General features: G+C 71.8%; 11 protein-coding genes and 2 pseudogenes. 11 read left to right on the top strand and 2 right to left on the bottom strand.

All coding sequences use genetic code 11. From position 1 onward, the window contains the following. The 4 genes and pseudogenes from ACFYOH_RS19705 to ACFYOH_RS19690 all read left to right on the top strand — a co-directional run bounded on the left by ACFYOH_RS19705 (position 1) and on the right by ACFYOH_RS19690 (position 8,586). Positions 1 to 2,929, top strand: a pseudogene (locus tag ACFYOH_RS19705) (tetratricopeptide repeat protein). Positions 2,930 to 3,578: 649 nt separating this feature from the next. Further along, positions 3,579 to 4,412 (top strand): SDR family oxidoreductase, encoded by an 834-nt coding sequence (locus ACFYOH_RS19700; protein WP_388627102.1) that lies wholly within the window; start codon positions 3,579 to 3,581, stop codon positions 4,410 to 4,412. Between the two features lie 261 nt (positions 4,413 to 4,673). Then, on the top strand, positions 4,674 to 7,289 hold the full coding sequence (locus ACFYOH_RS19695; protein WP_388627100.1) for a LamG-like jellyroll fold domain-containing protein: 2,616 nt from the start codon (positions 4,674 to 4,676) through the stop codon (positions 7,287 to 7,289). 397 nt (positions 7,290 to 7,686) lie between these two features. After that, positions 7,687 to 8,586, top strand: coding sequence for a hypothetical protein (locus ACFYOH_RS19690; protein WP_388627098.1), 900 nt, complete (start codon positions 7,687 to 7,689; stop codon positions 8,584 to 8,586). A 327-nt stretch (positions 8,587 to 8,913) separates the two neighbouring features. Here ACFYOH_RS19690 and ACFYOH_RS19685 read toward each other — a convergent pair whose 3' ends face one another. Further along, positions 8,914 to 9,723 carry a substrate-binding domain-containing protein gene (locus tag ACFYOH_RS19685; protein WP_388627096.1) on the bottom strand — a complete coding sequence of 270 codons (810 nt, stop codon included), beginning with the start codon at positions 9,721 to 9,723 and terminating at the stop codon, positions 8,914 to 8,916. Between ACFYOH_RS19685 and ACFYOH_RS19680 the strand changes: the two genes are divergently transcribed. Together ACFYOH_RS19680 and fusA are read left to right on the top strand one after the other, a co-directional pair. Continuing rightward, complete coding sequence (locus tag ACFYOH_RS19680; protein ID WP_388627095.1) at positions 9,716 to 10,663, top strand: nucleotidyl transferase AbiEii/AbiGii toxin family protein; 948 nt, start codon at positions 9,716 to 9,718, stop codon at positions 10,661 to 10,663. The two genes, ACFYOH_RS19685 and ACFYOH_RS19680, sit on opposite strands and share 8 nt — an antisense overlap. 318 nt (positions 10,664 to 10,981) lie before the next feature. Next, the gene (gene fusA, locus ACFYOH_RS19675) at positions 10,982 to 13,039 is read left to right on the top strand and encodes an elongation factor G (RefSeq protein WP_388627094.1); all 2,058 of its coding nucleotides are present in this window, start codon (positions 10,982 to 10,984) and stop codon (positions 13,037 to 13,039) included. A 307-nt stretch (positions 13,040 to 13,346) separates the two neighbouring features. Here fusA and ACFYOH_RS19670 read toward each other — a convergent pair. Beyond that, positions 13,347 to 13,574: pseudogene (locus ACFYOH_RS19670) on the bottom strand (sugar kinase); the annotation flags it as partial. A 181-nt stretch (positions 13,575 to 13,755) separates the two neighbouring features. Here ACFYOH_RS19670 and ACFYOH_RS19665 point away from each other — a divergent pair. From ACFYOH_RS19665 to ACFYOH_RS19645, 5 genes are all read left to right on the top strand, one after another. Beyond that, on the top strand, positions 13,756 to 15,072 hold the full coding sequence (locus tag ACFYOH_RS19665; protein ID WP_388627093.1) for an ABC transporter substrate-binding protein: 1,317 nt from the start codon (positions 13,756 to 13,758) through the stop codon (positions 15,070 to 15,072). 8 nt (positions 15,073 to 15,080) lie between these two features. Next, a complete protein-coding gene (locus ACFYOH_RS19660; RefSeq protein ID WP_388627218.1) occupies positions 15,081 to 16,070 on the top strand; it encodes a carbohydrate ABC transporter permease in 990 nt (329 codons plus the stop codon). 34 nt (positions 16,071 to 16,104) lie between these two features. Further along, on the top strand, positions 16,105 to 16,944 hold the full coding sequence (locus tag ACFYOH_RS19655) for a carbohydrate ABC transporter permease (RefSeq protein ID WP_388627216.1): 840 nt from the start codon (positions 16,105 to 16,107) through the stop codon (positions 16,942 to 16,944). A 38-nt stretch (positions 16,945 to 16,982) separates the two neighbouring features. Next, a complete protein-coding gene (locus ACFYOH_RS19650; RefSeq protein ID WP_388627092.1) occupies positions 16,983 to 18,347 on the top strand; it encodes a GH1 family beta-glucosidase in 1,365 nt (454 codons plus the stop codon). Positions 18,348 to 18,420: 73 nt separating this feature from the next. Then, on the top strand, positions 18,421 to 18,759 hold the full coding sequence (locus ACFYOH_RS19645) for a hypothetical protein (protein ID WP_388627091.1): 339 nt from the start codon (positions 18,421 to 18,423) through the stop codon (positions 18,757 to 18,759). The last annotated feature ends 20 nt before the right edge of the window (positions 18,760 to 18,779 follow it).

Below are 18,779 nucleotides of genomic sequence, written 5' to 3'. Positions count from 1 at the left end.
ATGCCGACCGCACCCCAGAACACTGACGAGCTGTACCATGGCGCTTCAGGAGAACGACCGGCGCCCCTACGGCCGTACCCGCACTGTCACGGCCGAGGAACTCGTGGACGCCGCCGAGCAGTTCGCGGAACCCGTCCCGCTCGTCCACGCACTCCTCGAACTCCAGGAGGCGTACACCTACGGCTCAGAACCCAGGAAGTCGCCCGTCGTCTTCGCCCGCCTGCTCACCCTCTTCGACGAGCAGCCCGACGTCTTCGACGAACGACTGCGCCACACGCTGTTCTGGCGGTTCAAGTGGGTGGCCCACGCCCTGCGCCAGCTGCCCGAGATTCCGCTGGCCAGCCTGCGCCAGTGGCTGACGGAGATGCGCGACCGGTACGAGAGGGCCGGACTCGGCCTCCAGCCCTACTACGGGCAGGCGTACCAACTCGCCGCACACGTCGGTGAGGACACCGACCTCGCCTTCGAGCTGTGGGCGGGCCGCACCCGCACCCGGCTCAGCGACTGCGAGGCCTGCGAGATCTGCGAGCGCGCCCGGTACCACCTCGCGGCGGGCGACGACGAGCGGGCCCTGCGCACCTGGGACCCCGTCCTGGCCGGGAAGGAGTCCTGCCAGGAGGAGCCCGCCCGCTCCATCTCGTACGCGCTGCTTCCCCTGCTGCGCACCGGCCGTACCGACCGGGCCCGCGAGCTGCACCTGGCCGGTTACCGCGGCTGCCGCCGCAACCCCTCGATGTCCGGGGAGGTCGGCCGGCACCTGGAGTTCTGCGCGCTGACCGGCAACGAGGCGCGCGGCCTGGAACTGCTCGCCGAGAACCGGAGCCTGTTCGACGACGTCGACTCGCCGCTGGACCTGCTCAGCTTCCTCACCGGCGTGGAGGTCCTCCTCCAGCGCGTCGAACTCCTCGGCCACGGCGAACTGCCCGCCGCCGGATGGGCGGGCCGCACCTGGACGGTGGCCGGCCTGCGCGCCGAGGTGCGTGGCCGCGCCGACGACCTCGCCGCCCGCTTCGACGCCCGCAACGGAACCACGGCCCACACCGACCGCCGCAGGGACCGCCTCGACCGCGCCCCCCTCCTGGACACACTGGAACTGACCCTGCGCACCCGCGGCCTCGACGAGGTGGCCCCGGCCACCCCGGCCGCCACCCCCGCCGCCCGCCCGGCCGCCACCGCCCCCGAGTCGCTGCCCGAACTCATCAGCCGGGCACGGGAGTTGGACGAGGAGGGGCATCCGGACGAAGCGGCCTGCTGGGCACGGCTGCGCACGCTCGTCGCCGCCCCCGACTACGCCCACCCCGACGACCCGGCCGTGGGACCGCTCGTACGGCTGCGCGCGGACCTGCTGGCCGACGAGGCGGGCCGGGCGGGCGAGAAGGACCAGTTCGCCGCAGCCGCCGCCCGGTACGAAGAGGCCGCGAGCCTGTACGACGAGGCCGGAGCGCCGGGGCACGCGGTGCTCGCCCGCGCCTGCGCCCTGCTCGCCACGGGCGAGATCCCCACGGACGACGCAGCCGAGGCGAAGGCCGCCGCGCTGACCGCCGCCCACGCGGCCCTCGTCCGCCTGCACGAAGAGACGACCGGCCTCACCCCGTACCAGGAGGCCCGTCTGCTGCGGCTGCTGGCGACCGCGCTCGGCCTGCGTCTGCAGACGTCGCGGAACGACGAGCACGTCGCGCCGGTCTTCGCCGAGGTGGACCTGCTGCTCGACTTCGCCACCCGGCACGACATCGCCGGACAGGTCTCCGGCGCGCTCTTGCTGCGGGCCAGTACGTACGCCCTCTCCGGCGATCTGCCCGCCGCGGCCACGGAGATCGACGCCCTCCTCGACCGGCTGAAGGCGCACGGCCCCGCCTGGCACCTGCCCCGCACGCTCGGCCTGCGCGCCCGCATCCAGCTCGGCCTCAGGGACGCGCAGGCCGCGCACGCGGACCTGACCGAGAGCCTGCGCCTGGCCGCCGACTGGCCGGCCCACACAATCGACACCGCCCGCCTCCACGGTGATCTGGCCCAGGCCTGCATGCACCTGGGCCGCCCCGACGAGGCGCTGCGGCACCTGACGCGCTCCGCGGAGCTGGAACTGCGCCACGGCAGCCGGACGGACGCGTTCTGCACCTACAGCAACGCCGCCCAGCTCAGCCTCGACCTGGGCCGCGTCGAGGACTGCATCGCTCTGCTCGACTCCGTCCTGGCCGAACCGGGCGTCGCCGCCGGAGAGCTGGACGACCGGCTCGTCGCCCAGCTGCGCCTGACCCGCGCCCGCGCGCTGCACGCGGGGGAGGACCTCAAGGCCGCCACGGCGGAGTTCGCCGCCCTCGCGGCCGAGTCGGCCGGCTGGGACGACGACCCCGGGAGCCACGCCATGATCGCCGCGGAGACCGCTGTACTCCTCGCCGAGTCCGGCGAGTTCGGCCGGGCCCGCGAGGCCGCGGACCAGGCCCTCGCCGCCCACGCCCGGGCCCCGCGCTACGAGCAGCTCAGCAGCTGCCTGCGTGAACTCGCCCGCCTCCAGGCCCAGCAGCAGGGTCCCGAGGGCCTGGCCGACGCCTTCGCCTTCCTGGCCGACGCGGGCAGGATCGCAGACGAGGCCCGCGCTGCGGGGTACGAGGCCCGCGGCCGCTCCCTGGACCCTGCCCTGGCCTACGAACACGGACGGGTCAACGCCTACGGCCGTGAGTACGAGACCGCCCTGGCCGCCCTGGACAAGGCCCTCACCCTGCTCGGCGAACCGGGATCCGACGAGGACCACGCCGGCGAGTGGGCCGAATGCGTCCGCCTCGCGGGCGCCGTGGAGGGCATCTACCTGGAACGCCCCGCTCCCGCCCGCACCCGCCTCGACGCGGCGGTCGCCCGCCTCACCGCCCTGGGCCACACCGGGGAGACCGAGCCGCTGACCTCCCTGGCGGCCCGGCTGCGCGACGAGGGCTGATACGGCGGACCCGGTGCCGGGGCGACAGCCCGCCCCGGCGCCGGGCGTGCCGCCGGCCCTGTCGGTGTGCTTTCCGCCGAAGGGCTGTGACGGCCGCCCTGTCACACCGGTGTGTGTCATCCGGTCTTTGTGGTGTCGAGCCACGAGCAGAGGCCTTCGCGGCCCGGAGACGCTTCCCGCCTGGTCGGACGGGACGCTGCTCCTGACCGGCGAACCGGGCGTCGGCCTGCCGCCTGCGCCGCCCCCGCCGCGACGTCACCTATTCAGGACTCCATCAGATCCTTCTTCCGTTCGGTGACGAGTTGGGGCTGCTGGGAGCCGAGCAGCACAGCGCACTGTCGGTGGCGCTGGGGTTCGGCGTCGGCCCGGTGGGTCAACTCGCGGCGCCGCAACAGCGCGGCGCCGTGGCCGGAGCACGGCCGGGGCGCCCGCCCTGGGGGCTCAGCGCCTCGGTGCAGACGAAGACGGGCACAGGGCGGATGCCCCGTTCCAAGCGGCCGACGGCAACCGTCGAAGCATGCGCGGAGGCGGTCTTGGGCCATGTGGTGCAAGCTTCGAAGAGCAGGGCGGCACCTCGCCGGTGGGCGGCGGTGCGAGGTTCGCGGCACCTCGGCCCGCCCTGGACGCGATGACCTGTGCAGGGGTGATCATGAGTGTGAGGGATCCGAACGCCGGGCACGCGGCAGCTGCGGATCAGGGCGCCAGGGCGGCAGGCGCCGGCGTCGCCGACGGTGATGCGCCATTGACGGGATGCGCGGCACTGGTGACGGGCGCGTCCAGCGGCATCGGTGCGGCCACGGCCTCGTCGCTGGCGCGGCAGGGCGCCGCTGTGGCAGTGGTGGCCCGCCGTACGGGGCGGCTGGAGGACCTGGCCGCGGTGATCCGTGATCGGGGTGGCTCGTGCAGGGTCCTCACCGCTGACCTCGAAGACGTGGCGCAGGCACGTCGGGCCGTCGAGGACGCCGTGGAGTGCTTCACGCGGTTGGACGTGCTCGTGAACAACGCCGGTTACGTGGCCATGGGCACCATCGAGGAGGGCGACCCGGCCCAGTGGGAGCGGATGGTCGATCTCAACTTCAACGCGGTCCTGCACCTGTCGCAGGCGGCCTTGCCCCATCTGCTCCGCGCGGCGGCCGACGGCCCGCGCGGGGTCGCTGATCTCGTGAATGTCAGCTCGGTCGGAGGCCGGGTGGTGCGCAGGAACAACGGTGTCTATTCGGCGACCAAGCACGCGGTGGGCGCGTTCAGCGAGGCCCTGCGTCAGGAGGTGACGGGAAGGGGCATCCGGGTGGGGCTGGTCGAACCGGGTATGACGGTGACGGAGATGGCGACGGGCCCCGGGGCCGCTGCCGCCCGTGGCCTGCCGCAGAACGCCTGGCTGGATGCCGAGGACATCGCTCGTGCCATCACCTTCATGATCACTCAGCCCCCGCATGTGGCGGTCAACGAGATCATGGTCCGCCCCACGGCCCAGGAACACTGACCGCCGGCTGAAATCCGGTCCGGCAGGTGGAACTGCCCTCGTGCGGCCACGACCGCTTCCTCAGCGGTCAACTCGCCCATCAGTAGCCAGAGTTGCCCTGCGGGCCGCGGCGAGGGAGAGGCCGGCGCACGTGGCCCCTTGGTGGCCGGGGAGGGTGCGTTGCCGTACGAGGGGTGTTGGCGGGCCACGGTGACACCTTAAGATCCCTGCTGCTCGAAGTACCGATCATCGATCGATATGTCGAACAAAGGAATGAGCCGCATGCCTTCAGAAGCCGGAGTGCCCCGCAGAACCGTCCTCACCGTCCTGGGCGCCGCCTCCCTCGCCGGGACCTTCGCCGCCGCTCCCGCCCGGGCCGCCCAGCTCGTCGGCACCACCCCAAGCGCCACCGGCGCGGACCTCCCCGCCGCAGCCGCCCACTGGACCTTCGACGAGGGCTCCGGCACCTCGGCCGCCGACTCCTCCGGAAACGGTCGTACCGCGACGCTCCAGGGGGCGGCCGGCTGGGACACCGGCAAGGTCGGAACCCACAGCCTGAACCTCAAGGCGGGCGGCAACGCCATGGCATCCGGGCCGGCCCTCGACACCTCCAAGGCGTTCTCGGTGGGCGCCTGGGTCAACCTCGCTCAACTCGGCGGCTACCAGACCGCCGTCAGCACCGACGGCAAGGTCGTCAGCTCCTTCTACCTCGGGCTGCGCGACGACACCGGCACCTTCGCCTTCGCCCGGCTGGCCTCGGACGCCACCCAGAGTGCCGCGGTGGCGGCCGCCGCCTCCGCGCCCACCACCGACACCTGGACCCACCTGGTCGGCGTCAGCGATGCGACCGCCGGCGTCATCCGCCTCTACGTCAACGGCGTACTGGAGGGGGAGACCGCCTACACCGCGGGCTGGGCCGGCAGCGGCGACACCGCCGTCGGCCGTGCCCTCTACGGCGGTGGCCACGTCGACCAGTGGCACGGCCTGATCGACGACGTGTGGATGTTCCCGACCGCCCTCACCTCCGACCAGGTGGCGGCGCTGGCCGGGGTCCCGGTCGAGACCACGACGCCGCTGCTGAGCGTGGACGTCGGCAACCCGGCGCACGCCGTGTCGCCCATCCTCCCCGGTTTGATGTTCGAGGACATCAACCACTCCGGCGAGGGCGGCATCTACGCCGAACTGGTGCAGAATCGCTCGATGATGGCCAGTGACACCACGCCCGTCCACTGGTCCGCCGTCGGTGGAACGACCCTCGCACTCGACACCGCCACCCCGCTCAACGCGGCGCTCAACCGTTCCCTCAAGGTCGTACTGCCGAGCGGCACCGGGGCCGGAAACCGGGCCGGCGTCGCCAACGACGGCTTCTGGGGCATACCCGTGCGGCCCCGAACCCCCTACACCGCCCGGCTGTTCGCCAAGGCGTCGCGACGCATCGGCCCGCTCACGGTGGCCATCGAGTCGGCGGACGGAGCGACGGTGTACGCGTCCGCCCGCCTGCCCCACATCGGCAGCGCCTTCCCCGACCGCCCGTTCGAGCTGACCCTGCGCACCGGTTCGCGCACCCCCGTGACCGGTGACGCGAGGCTGACCGTCACCACGGCCGACCCCGCCGCCGCGGGCGAGACCCTGTGGCTCCAGCACGTGTCCCTCTTCCCGCCCACCTACAACAACCGGCCCAACGGCCTGCGCGTCGACCTGATGGAGAAGCTGGTCGCGCTGAAGCCGAAGTTCCTGCGCTTCCCCGGCGGCAACTTCCTCGAGGGCAACACCATCGCGACACGGTTCAACTGGAAGAACACCATCGGCCCGGTGTGGGAGCGCCCCGGCCACCAGGACGACGCCTGGGGCTACTGGTCCACGGACGGCCTCGGACTCCTCGAATACCTGCAATGGGTCGAGGACATGCACGCCCAGCCGGTCCTCGCCGTCTACGCCGGCTACTCGCTCAAGGGCGAACACGTCACCGGCGACGCCCTCAAGCCGTTCGTCCAGGACGCACTCGACGAGATCGAGTACGTCACCGGTCCCGTCACCAGCACCTGGGGTGCACGACGAGCCGCCGACGGGCATCCGGAGCCGTTCCCGCTGGAGTTCGTGGAGATCGGCAACGAGGACTGGTTCGACTCCTCGGGGTCGTACGACGAGCGGTTCGCGGCCTTCTACGACGCGATCAAGGCGAAGTACCCGCAGCTGAAGCTGATCGCCACGACGTCCGTGACGAGCCGCACCCCGGACCTGATCGACGAGCACTACTACCTCGCGCCGTCCGCCGCCCAGGCCTCCACCCACAAGTACGACAGCCGGGACCGGAATTCGACGAAGGTGTTCGTCGGAGAGTGGGCCGCGCAGGAGGGCCGCCCCACCCCCGACCTCAACGCGGCGCTCGGCGACGCCGCCTGGCTGGCCGGTCTGATCCGCAACTCGGACCAGGTCCTCATGGAGTGCTACGCGCCGCTGTTCTCGCACGTCAAGAACAACGTCTGGGCCACCAACCTGATCGCCTACGACAACCTGACCAGCTATGTGTCGCCCAGCTACTGGGCACAGCACATGCTGACGAGCAGGCTCGGCGACACGGTGCTGCCGGCCACCGCACGTGCGCTGCCCGGCCTCGCCACCGTGGCCACCCGCTCCGGAAACCGCCTCTACCTCGCGGTCGTCAACTGCGGCACGGAGAAGCTGAACCTGCCGGTCGAGCTGAAGGGGCTGGCCAAGGGTGTCAGGAGGCAGGCCACCGCGACCGTCCTGACCGGTCCCTCGCGCACCACCACCAACACGCTGACGGCACCGGACACACTGGTGCCCAGGACGAGCACCGTCTCCGGCGCGGCAGCATCCTTCACCAGCACCGTGCCGCCGCTCTCGGTCACCGTGCTGGAACTGGTCCTGACCTGATTGCTCACGGTCCGACGCGCTGCTTCCCAGCGCACGCCGGTTCCGGAAGCAGCGCTCGCCCCGCGCCACCCCGACCCTGTCGTCAGCGGCCGACTTGCCCCTCGGACAGCCGATACAGCGCCACGGAAGCGAGGGCCTCGACCTCCTGGTCGGGGCCCTCGTCGCGCCGTCAGCCGCGCCGCCGGGCTTGTCCTGCCGCGCTGCCGACCCATGTCCTCACCCGGATGGCCGAACCGCCGGGCAGGCCCTCTCCCTGCCGATGACGGCGTGGGGCGGACCGGGTCGCAGCACCGCCACCGCTCTTGGGGGGCTGCTTTCGGCGGGTGATCTTGGCGCGGGCCTCGCAGGATGGTCCCGGCTGCTCAGCCGCGGGAGGATTACAGGGAGCAGCCCACAGATGGCGACGACGCAGACCTTGATACCGGCGCTCGAGGATGCCCACCACGCCCATGCCGAGGCACGCAACCGACTGCGAGCGGACGCGGCCGTCGCGCCGCCCGGCTCGCACCGGCAGCTGCTCGAGCGCCAGGCCGACGACATGCAGCAGCGGGTGCACCGCATCGAACGCCATGTCCGCGGACTGCGGCCCCGCGGCCTGCTCGAGGACGCGACCGACATGGCGCGGTTCGCCGCCCGAACCACCTGGAAAACGGCCACACTCCCGCTGACCATCGGGCAGAAGACCGTGACCGGGGTGATGCGCGGCCGCGGGCCGGCCGACGAGCGGCAGCTGCTGAGGAACACCGAGGACGAGTACGCGGCCGCTGCCCGCGCCCTCGCCGCCACCCGGGCCGGTGAGGTTCTCGCCGACCAGGCCCAGGACCGCGCCACTCTCGACCTGCTCCGGGAACTCCGCGACCAGGACCAGGAGCTGCTGGCCCTGCTCGAGGACAGCCTCGCCCGGCAGGCCCGATCCATGGCCGCCGGGAGCGACGGCTTCCGCGTGGAACCGACGGCCGACGGTGGCCTCGCCCATGCGGTCACCCGCACGCTGCGGGCCGTCGCCGACCGGATGCGCCACGCCGCACGAGCCGGACAGCGTCCCGGCGGCGACGAGGAGCCGGCGGAAGAGAAACCGGAAACGATCTCCGCGGCGGAGCAGATCCAGGGAGCGGCCAGCAGCGAGGAGAGCCTGCCCATCGTCGGCTTCAGCCAGCTCAGCGTCGAGGAGATCGAGCGGCGCCTCCTCGGGCTGTCCGAGACCGAGCTGCGCGTTCTCGAGGGATACGAGCGCACGCACGCACACCGCAAGGGTGTCCTGGAGGCCATCGATCGGCTGAGCTCCAGCCGGTTCTGACCACTGCCACGGCCACAGGAGGTTGTGAACCGGGCGGCGAGAAGAGCGGGCGGCCGGCTGGTGTGGCGAAGGTGCCGGCCGCCCGGGCGCTGCCTGTCCTCGGCCTCGGGGGAGAGGATCGGCATTCCGTCTTCCACCGTGCACGAGAACAGCGGTACCGGCGAGCCGGACTCGGCTACTGAGGTGATCCTCGCGAAACGCGGGCCTCCTGCCGGAAGCGCTTTCGGGCGTGCGCGAGCCCGTCGTTGGCGATGAGCGTCCCGATGCGCCCCGCACTGGCACTCCCGGCACCCGCGGATGGGCTGGAGCACCGCGTGTCCGGACGGCTCACACCGGTCCCGCCGTGGTCTGCCCGACCCGGAGGGAACTGCGCAGCACCACCGTGCGCAGCGGCCGCTCCGTCCCGGCGATCCGGTCCAGCAGCAGGCCGGCCGCCGTCCGCCCCAGGTCGTACGCGGGCACCTGAACCGTGGTGAGGACGGGCCGCACCAGCGGCGTCCAGGGCACCTCGCCGAACGACAGCGCACCGATCTCCGGCGGCCGCAGACCCGCCTCACGCACCGCCTGCAACGCCCCGACGGCCATCAGGTTGTTGGCCGCGAAGACCGCGTCCGGTGGCTGCGGCAGCGCCAGCAGGTCGGCCATGGCCCTGCGCCCGCCCTCGACCTTGAAGTCGGCGTGCCGGGTGTAGTCGTGCAGCAGGTCCACCTCCTCGGCCGGAGTGCCCGGCACGTCCTCCAGGAACCTGCGGAGCGACCTTCGGTAGCCGGCGAGCCGTTCCTCGGCGGTCGAGGCGCCCTTCGGGCCAGGAACCAGGACAACCTCACCAACGCCGTCACCGCCTTCGCCTCCCGCGGCATCCTCGCGGTCGGTGTCACGCTGGTCATCCTCACCGCGGGCATCGACCTGTCCGTGGGCTCGGTGCTCGGCATCGGCTCCATGAACCGCGGCGATGCTGCTGGTCCACCATGGCCTCTCGCTCTGGGCGATCGTCCCGCTGTGCGCGCTGGTGGGTGCGTTCTTCGGCTGAGCCGGTCCGCCCCGGACACCACCAGGAACCCAGGGCGCCCGCCCTGGGTTCCTGGTCTGCCGCGCGGCTGTGTCAGTGGCGGGCGCTACGGTCTGCCCCGTGAACACAGTACGCGCGGCGCTCGATCATGTGCTGGGCCTCGTCGCGGACGCTCCCTGGAGCGCGAGCCTGGCCCTGCGCGGCAGCATGGTGATGCCGGCCTGGGTGGGGGACGCGGCGCGCCAACCGGCCGATCTGGACTGGGTGGTGCTGGAGGACGCCGTAGGGGTCGACGCGCTGGACCCGTATCCGTACGTCGACCGGCTCGACGTCGTGCAGCAGTGGCCCGAGGCCGCCGACGGCGCGGCACGGTACGAGATGTGGACGTACGAGGAGTTCGACACCGGCGGGCAGCGGCCGCTGCTCCCGCCCGAGGGGCTGCACTGGCTCCCCGAGGAAGACGCCGTGGAGACCGAACCCCCCTACGCCGACCTGCTCGAACGCGTGGCACGGCACCCGGAGGCCGCCCCCGGCCTCCTCCTCGACGCGGACAAGGCGCGCGTCGACGGTACGTGGACCTACGCCGCCTACGACACACCGGGCGTGCGCCTGCTCATCCCCTGGCACGCCGACGGCCTGCCCTCCGGGGAGGTACGGCTGGACTTCGCCCGCGACGAGACACTGCCCGAACCCCCTGTCTGGACCCTGATACCACGCGGCGACGGCGGTGGCCCCGTCCCGGTGCGCACGGCGAGCCGGGAGCTGTCCCTGGCCTGGAAGCTGCTCTGGCTGCACAACGACAGCCGGGACGGAGGGCGCGCACAGGGCAAGGACCTGTACGACGCGGTCCTCCTCGCCGAGACGGAAGGCACCCGGCTCCCAGCGCGCCTGTTGCGGAAGGTCTTCGACCGGGCGTCCGGCCCCGCGGACCCGCACACCGCCCTCGACCCGGCCGCGGTGCTCCGCTGGGACGTGGACTGGGCCGCGTTCCGGGACCGTTACCCGGCCGTCCGGGGCAGCGCGCAGGACTGGCTGCGCCGACTCGCCGGGGCGCTGGCTCCCTCCTGAGGCCGTACCGGAAAATCACATGCCCCCGGCCGCCTCCCTCTCGTACCGTCATCCCGTACCGAGCGCCGCCACCACCGTACGGCGGCGCCTGTCGTCCGACACAGAGGGGAGCCCGGCCGTGCGCGCACGCACCGCTGTCACCGCTCCCCGCTCCCGGTACGAGGTGATCCTCGTGTCCCGCACCGTCCGGTGCCCGCTGCGCGGCTGGCACCGGACGCCCGTGACGTCTTTCTGAGCTGGGACGCACGGGTAATCGCGCTGCCCTTTTCCTCGATTCAGACCTGGACGTCAGGCTGATCCGCAGAAAGGCCCTGGGCCGTGCGCACGAACCTCACCACCCTCGCCGCCGTCCGCAACCTCGGCATCCTCGCCCACGTCGACGCGGGCAAGACCACCGTCACCGAGCGGATCCTGTACGCGACGGGCACCACCCACAAGCGGGGCGAGGTGCACGACGGCACCACCGTCACCGACTTCGACCCGCAGGAACGCGACCGCGGCATCACCATCTTCGCCGCCGCCGTCACCTGCGACTGGGACGGGCACCGCATCAACCTCATCGACACTCCCGGCCACGTCGACTTCGCCGACGAGGTCGAGCGCTCACTGCGCGTCCTGGACGGGGCGGTCGCCGTGTTCGACGCCGTCGCCGGGGTCGAGCCGCAGAGCGAGTCGGTCTGGCGGCAGGCGGACCGGCACGGCGTGCCGAGAATCGCTCTTGTCAACAAGATGGACCGTGCCGGCGCCGATCTCGACCGGACCGTCGAGTCCATCCGGCAGCGGCTGCATCCCGTACCGCTCGTCGTCCAGCTCCCCATCGGCGCGGAGGACGGGTTCACGGGTGTGGTGGACCTCGTACGGATGCGCTCGCTGGTCTGGGCCGACGGCGCGGGTACGGCCGTGGCGGGGCCCGTGCCCGAGGCGCTGGCCGAGGAGGCGGCACGGCGGCGCCGGGCGTTGGAGGAGACGGTCGCGGAGCTGCACCCGGCCGCGCTGGAGGAGTTCTGCGACCGGGAGACGCTCGGCGCCGACACGCTCGCGGGAGCGCTGCGCGACCTCACCCGCACCGGGGACGGCGTGGTCGTCCTGTGCGGCTCCGCCTACCGCAACCGAGGTATCGAGCCGCTGCTGGACGCGGTGGTGGCGTATCTGCCCTCGCCGCTGGACGTCCCCGCCGTGCGTGGTGTCCACGAGGGCGCCGGTCAGGAGCGGGCCGCCGACCCCGAAGTGCCGTTCGCGGGACTCGTGTTCAAGGTGAGCGCGAGCGCCACCGGGCGGCTGGCCCATGTGCGCGTGTACTCGGGCACGCTCGAGAAGGGAGACACCGTGTGGGTCCCGGGCACCGGGCGGACCGAGCGCGTGGCGCGCATCCTGCGGGTCATGGCGGACCGGCACGTCCAGCTGGACCGGGCGGTCGCGGGTGACATCGTCGCGCTCGCCGGTGTGAAATCGGCTCGGGTCGGCTCCACGCTGTGCGAGCCCGGCGCCCCGCTGCTCCTGGAACCGCCGGTGGCGGCCGAGCCGGTGGTGTCCGTCGCGGTCGAGGCCCGCCGCGCCACGGACACCGGCCGGCTGGCGACGGCGCTGGCACGGCTGGCCGAGGAGGACCCCTCGCTGGTGGTGCGCACCGACGCCGAGACCGGGCAGACCGTGCTGTCCGGCATGGGCGAACTCCACCTGGAGGTCGCGGTGGAGAAGATCCGCCGGGACGGGGGACCGGAGGTGAGTGTGGGCCGGCCCCGGGTCGCCTGCCGCGAGACGGTCGTCGAGGGCGTGACCGGGTTTGTGTTCCGCCACGTCAAACAGGACGGCGGCGCCGGGCAGTTCGCCCATGTCGTGCTCGATGTGGAACCGCTCGGCCCCGAAGTCGGCGCCATCGGTTTCGAGTTCCGCTCCGCGGTGGTCGGTGGAGCGGTGCCGCAGGAGTATGTGCGCGCGGTGGAGGCCGGTTGCCGGGACGCGCTCGCCGAGGGTCCGCTGGCGGGGCACCCGGTGACCGGGCTCCGGGTCACGCTCACCGACGGCTCCACCCATGTGAAGGACTCCTCCGACACGGCCTTCCGCACCGCGGGCCGGCTCGGCCTCCGCGAGGCTCTGCGCGCCTGCGCGACGGCCCTGCTGGAACCGGTGGCCGAGGTCACGGTGACCGTGCCGGAGGACGCCGTCGGCTCGGTCCTCGGCGACCTGGTGTCCCGGCGCGGCCGGATCGGCGGCTCCGAGACCCGGGGCGGCGCGGCCGTACTGACCGCGACCGTGCCACTGGCCGAACTGTTCGGCTACGCCACCAGGTTGCGCAGCCGCACCCAGGGCCGCGGCACCTTCACGACCCGCCCCACGGGCTACGCCCCGGCATCCCGACCGGTGCCGGTCCGGTAGCGGGGCGGGGCCCGCACCACCAGCCGATGCGGTGGGTGGTGCGGGCCCCTCGGGAAACACGTCCCGCGCAAGCGGGTGGCAAGCCCACGCCACTCCACCCCCGACTCTCGCACCTGCCTCCCCTCCACCGCCGCCCGCCAAGCGGGCCCCGTCGGCCGCTGCTGCGCCTGGCGGGGGCGGTGGCCGCCGGAGCTGAAGAATGCCGCGAGGGGGAGGACCGCAGCGCCGATGGTGACCGCGTCGGGGCCCAGCCGGCCCAGTTCGATGCGGACCCGGCCCGCGGGGTGCCGCAGGGCCCGGGCAGCCACAGCAGCTGGCTCGGCCGGCCCGCGTCCGTGTCGAGCACGCCGGCCTGCTCCACCAGGCCGTCGGCGAGCAGTCCGGTCACGACGTTGCTGACAGAGCCTGAACTCAGGCCGGTCGCCGGACCCAGCGCATGCCGGCTCATCGGCCCGTCGACATACAACCGTTGCAGAGCGGCGCTCCGGCTCTCCCGTCGCAGGTCACGCACCGTACGGCCGCCCACCGCTGCCACCTGGCCTCCCTGTTTCCGGACTGTCCGGCGGTTTGCCGCTGCCGGATCTCTTGACGAGCGTTTCTCCTGAGGTTTAACTCACGTCCTAAATTAAGCCATGAGGGGGCTTCGGGGGCGAACGGGTGTCCACCCCCGTGAGCAGCCTCGGGTCCTCGACTCCCGGAAAGGGACACCAGGAGCCATGCGCAGCATCCGAGCCGCGGCCACAGGCGCCGTCACCCTGTCTCTCGTCCTCGCGGCCACGGCCTGCGGAGGCGGCTCGTCAAGCGGTGGCGGGTCCAACGACTCGCCGAAGACGCTGACGTACTGGGCCTCCAACCAGGGCGCCAGCATCGCCGTCGACAAGCAGGTCCTCCAGCCCGAACTCGACAAGTTCCAGAAGCAGACCGGAATCAAGGTGAAGCTGGAGGTCGTGCCCTGGTCCGACCTGCTCAACCGGATCCTCACCGCGACCACCTCGGGTCAGGGCCCGGACGTGCTGAACATCGGCAACACCTGGAGCGCCTCGCTGCAGTCGACCGGCGCGCTGCTGCCCTGGGACGCGAAGAGTTTCGCGAAGATCGGCGGCAAGGACCGGTTCGTCGACTCCGCGCTCGGCTCGACCGGCGCGGCGGGCAAGGACCCGGCCGCGGTCCCGCTCTACTCGATGGCGTACGCCCTCTACTACAACAAGAGGATCTTCGCCGACGCCGGGGTCGGTCAACCGCCCGCCACGTGGGCCGAGTTGGTCGCCGACGGCAAGAAGATCCAGGCCAAGGGCAAGTCCGCACTCGGCGCCGAGGGCGCGAACCCGTCGGAGAACATCCACCACGTCTTCGTCTTCGCCAAGCAGCACGGCGCCGACTTCTTCACCGCCGACGGCAAGCCCGACTTCACCAACCCCAAGGTGGTCGAGGCGGTCAAGAGTTACGTAGACCTCATGGCGAAGGACAAGGTCATACCGACCGGCGACGCCGAGTACGCGCAGAACCAGTCCGTCAGCGACTTCGCCAAGGGCAAGCAGGCGATGCTGCTGTGGCAGTCCGCCTCCGCCAACCTCAAGTCCCAGGGCATGAGCGAGGACGCCTACGGCATCGCGCCCGTCCCCGTGATCTCCGGCACCCCCGGCACCGGCCCCCAGGTGAACTCGATGGTCGCCGGCATCAACCTCGCCGTCTTCAAGAACACCCACAACCTGGACGGTGCCACCAAGTTCGTGAAGTTCATGACCTCCGACGACGAGCAGAAGATCCTCAACACGGCGTACAGCTCCATCCCGCCGGTCAAGTCCGCGCAGGCGGACGCCGCGTTCGGCGCCCCCGCCACCGCCGTGCTGAAGAACACCCTCGCCACCAGCGCGGCCGCCCTGCCGCAGGTCGCGTCCGAGTCGCAGTTCGAGACGGCGGTCGGTACGGCCGTCAAGGACCTGTTCGCCGACGCCGCCGCCGGGCGCGCGGTGACCACCGACTCGGTCAAGGCCGCGCTGCAGAAGGCCCAGCAGCAGATGCCGGCGGCGTGAGCACCAAGATGACGACCACCGCGTACAAGGAGCCGGTGGCGCAGGCACCGTCCGGTGCGGCGAAGCGCGAACCCCGCCGCCGCACCGGGCGGCTCCGCCGCGTCTGTCTGCCGTACCTCCTGCTCCTGCCCGCCCTGCTGCTCGAACTCCTCGTCCACCTGGTGCCGATGGTCATCGGCATCGTAATGAGCTTCAAGGAGCTCACCCAGTTCTACATCCGCGACTGGAGCACCGCGCCCTGGTCCGGCCTCGGCAACTACAAGGTGTCGGTGAACTTCAGCGCGCCCGTCGGGGACGCGCTGCTGCACTCCTTCTTCGTCACCGTCGGCTTCACCCTGCTGTCGGTCGGCCTGTGCTGGCTGATCGGCACCGCCGCCGCGATCTACATGCAGGACACCTTCCGCGGCCGCGGACTGCTCCGGGCCCTGTTCCTGGTGCCGTACGCCCTGCCGGTCTACGCGGCCGTCATCACCTGGGTGTTCATGTTCCAGCACGACAACGGCCTGGTGAACCACGTCCTGCACGACCAGCTGCACCTCACCGGCAAGCCCTCCTTCTGGCTCATCGGCGACAACAGCTTCTACGCGCTGCTGACCGTGTCGGTGTGGAAGGGCTGGCCGTTCGCCTTCCTCATCGTGATGGCCGGACTGCAGAACATCCCCCGGGAGCTGTACGAGGCCGCCGCGCTGGACGGCGCCGGGATGTGGCAGCAGATCCGCCGCATCACCCTGCCCTCGCTGCGCCCGGTCAACCAGGTCCTGGTCCTGGTGCTCTTCCTGTGGACGTTCAACGACTTCAACACGCCGTACGTGCTGTTCGGCAAGTCCGCCCCCGAGGCCGCCGACCTCATCTCGGTCCACATCTACCAGGCGTCCTTCGTCACCTGGAACTTCGGCACGGGCTCCGCCATGTCGGTCCTGCTGCTGCTCTTCCTGCTCGTCGTGACGGGCGTGTACCTGATCTTCACCTCGCGCGGACGGAGGGCCGCCGATGTCTAGTCCGCCCCTCGCCTCACCGACGCGCAACTCGCCGATGGCGCCGCCGCGTTCCTTCATCTGGTCCCGGCGGATCTTCCTGACCCTGCTCACCGGTTTCGTGCTGATCCCGGTGTACGTGATGGTCTCCAGCTCCCTGAAGCCGCTCGCGGACGTCACCGGCAAGTTCCGCTGGCTGCCGAGCGGCCTGACCATCCGCCCGTACATCGACATCTGGTCGACGGTCCCGCTCGCGAAGTACTTCATGAACTCGCTGATCGTGGCGGGCGCGGCGACGATCTGCTCGGTCCTCATCGCGGTGTTCGCGGCGTACGCGGTCAGCCGCTACGACTTCCGGGGCAAGCGCGTCTTCACCGTGACGGTCCTGTCGACGCAGATGTTCCCGGGCATCCTCTTCCTCCTCCCGCTGTTCCTGATCTACGTCAACATCGGCAGCGCCACCGGCATCGCCCTGTTCGGCTCCCGAGGCGGCCTGATCCTCACGTATCTGACCTTCTCCCTCCCGTTCTCCATCTGGATGCTCATCGGGTACTTCGACTCGGTGCCGCGCGACCTGGACGAGGCGGCGCTGGTGGACGGCTGCGGCCCGCTCGGCGCGCTGCTCAGGATCGTCGTACCGGCCGCTGTCCCCGGCATCGTCGCGGTCGCCGTCTACGCCTTCATGACGGCGTGGGGCGAGGTGCTCTTCGCGTCCGTCATGACCAACGACACCACTCGCACCCTCGCCGTCGGCCTCCAGGGCTACTCCACCCTCAACGACGTCTACTGGAACCAGATCATGGCCGCCTCGCTGGTCGTCAGCGTGCCTGTGGTGGCCGGCTTCCTGCTGCTGCAGCGCTATCTCGTCGCCGGTCTGACGGCGGGCGCCGTCAAGTGAGCCGAGCGACCAACACCCCTGATCCCGAAGGGACTTCCGTGTCCGAACGCATCGACCTCGCCGCACTCCCGCACGACTTCCTGTGGGGCACGGCCACCGCGGCGTACCAGATCGAGGGGGCCGTCGCCGAGGACGGCCGTACGCCCTCGATCTGGGACACCTTCTCGCACACCCCGGGGAAGACCGCGAACGGCGACACCGGCGACGCCGCCTGCGACCACTACCACCGCTGGCGCGAGGACATCGGCCTGATGCGGCAACTCGGCGTCAACGCCTACCGGTTGTCGGTGGCCTGGCCCCGCGTGCTCCCCGGCGGGACGGGGGCGGTCAACTCCAAGGGCCTCGCCTTCTACGACGAGTTGGTCGACGCTCTGCTGGAGGCCGGCATCACCCCGTCCATCACCCTCTACCATTGGGACCTGCCACAGGTGCTCCAGGACCGCGGCGGCTGGCCCGAGCGGGACACCGCCTTCGCGCTCGCCGAGTACGCCTCGGCCGTAGCCGCTCGCTTGGGCGACCGGGTCAAACTCTGGGCGACCCTCAACGAGCCGAGCTGCTCGGCCTGGATCGGCCACCTGGAGGGCAAGATGGCCCCGGGCTGGACGGACCTCACCGCCGCCGTACGTGCATCCGTCCACCTGCTGCTGGGCCACGGCCTCGCCACCCAGGCGATCCGCGCCGCGGCGCCCGGCGCCCAGGTCGGCATCGTCAACAACCTCTCCACCGTGCACGCGGCCACCGACCGCCCCGAGGACATCGCGGCCGCCCGCCGCCACGACGGCCACGTCAACCGCTGGTGGCTCGACCCGGTGCACGGCCGCGGCTTCCCGTCCGACATGGTCGAGACCTACGGCGTCGAACTCCCGCTACGAGCAGGCGACTTGGCGACGATCGCGACCCCGCTGGACTGGCTGGGCCTGAACTACTACTTCCCCGCGTACATCTCCGACGCCCCGGACGCCCCGGCGCCGTACGTCCGCGCGGTGCGCCGCGAGGGCGTTCCGCGCACCGGCATGGACTGGGAGATCGACGCGAGCGGCATCGCGACGCTGCTGCTGCGGCTCACCGAGGAGTACGGCGCCCGGAAGATCTACGTCACCGAGAACGGTTCCGCCTTCCCGGACGTGGTACGCCCCGACGGCGGCGTCGACGACCCCGAGCGCCAGGACTACCTGGAGCGCCATCTCGCCGCCTGCGCCTCGGCCGCGACCAAGGGCGCCCCGCTCGCCGGCTACTTCGCCTGGTCCCTGCTGGACAACTTCGAGTGGGCGTACGGCTACGACAAGCGCTTCGGCCTGGTCCACGTCGACTACCGCACCCAGGCGCGCACGATCAAGAGCAGCGGACACCGCTACGCGGACATCGTCCGCGTCCACCGCGACCAGGCACGCCGGGCCGCCTGAGCCGGGCCCGGCCGGCCGGTGGGCAGGGGGAGAGGGACCGTGCCCACCGGCCCGCACACTCGCGATTGGGCGGGTGCGTGACCATGGCGGGTCCAACCAGACCAGGGTCGTGCTCGGCACCACCGCCACCGGCGTCACCGACGTCGGCGACACCCTGCGCACGGTCGCCGGGCGCATCGCCGACTGGAAGCTGCCGCCCGTCGGCAAGCCCAGCGTCTACAAGCAGGAACTCACCGGCGGACGGCCCCGCGAACGACGCGTCGTCATCAGTGACTTCGTCAACTACCGGGACCCCGTGCGCACCGAGACCTGCCGGGAGGCCGTCGAACTGGCCGAGACGCTGCTGCCCGCCACCCCGGGCGTCACCCGCGCCGTGGTCGTCGTCACCGACACCACCCAGCTGGCCCTGTGACGTCCCCTGCTTACCGGCAC

Source organism: Streptomyces sp. NPDC007856 (assembly GCF_042868225.1).
Classification (GTDB): domain Bacteria; phylum Actinomycetota; class Actinomycetes; order Streptomycetales; family Streptomycetaceae; genus Streptomyces.
This window is presented reverse-complemented; position numbering and strand designations above follow the sequence as displayed.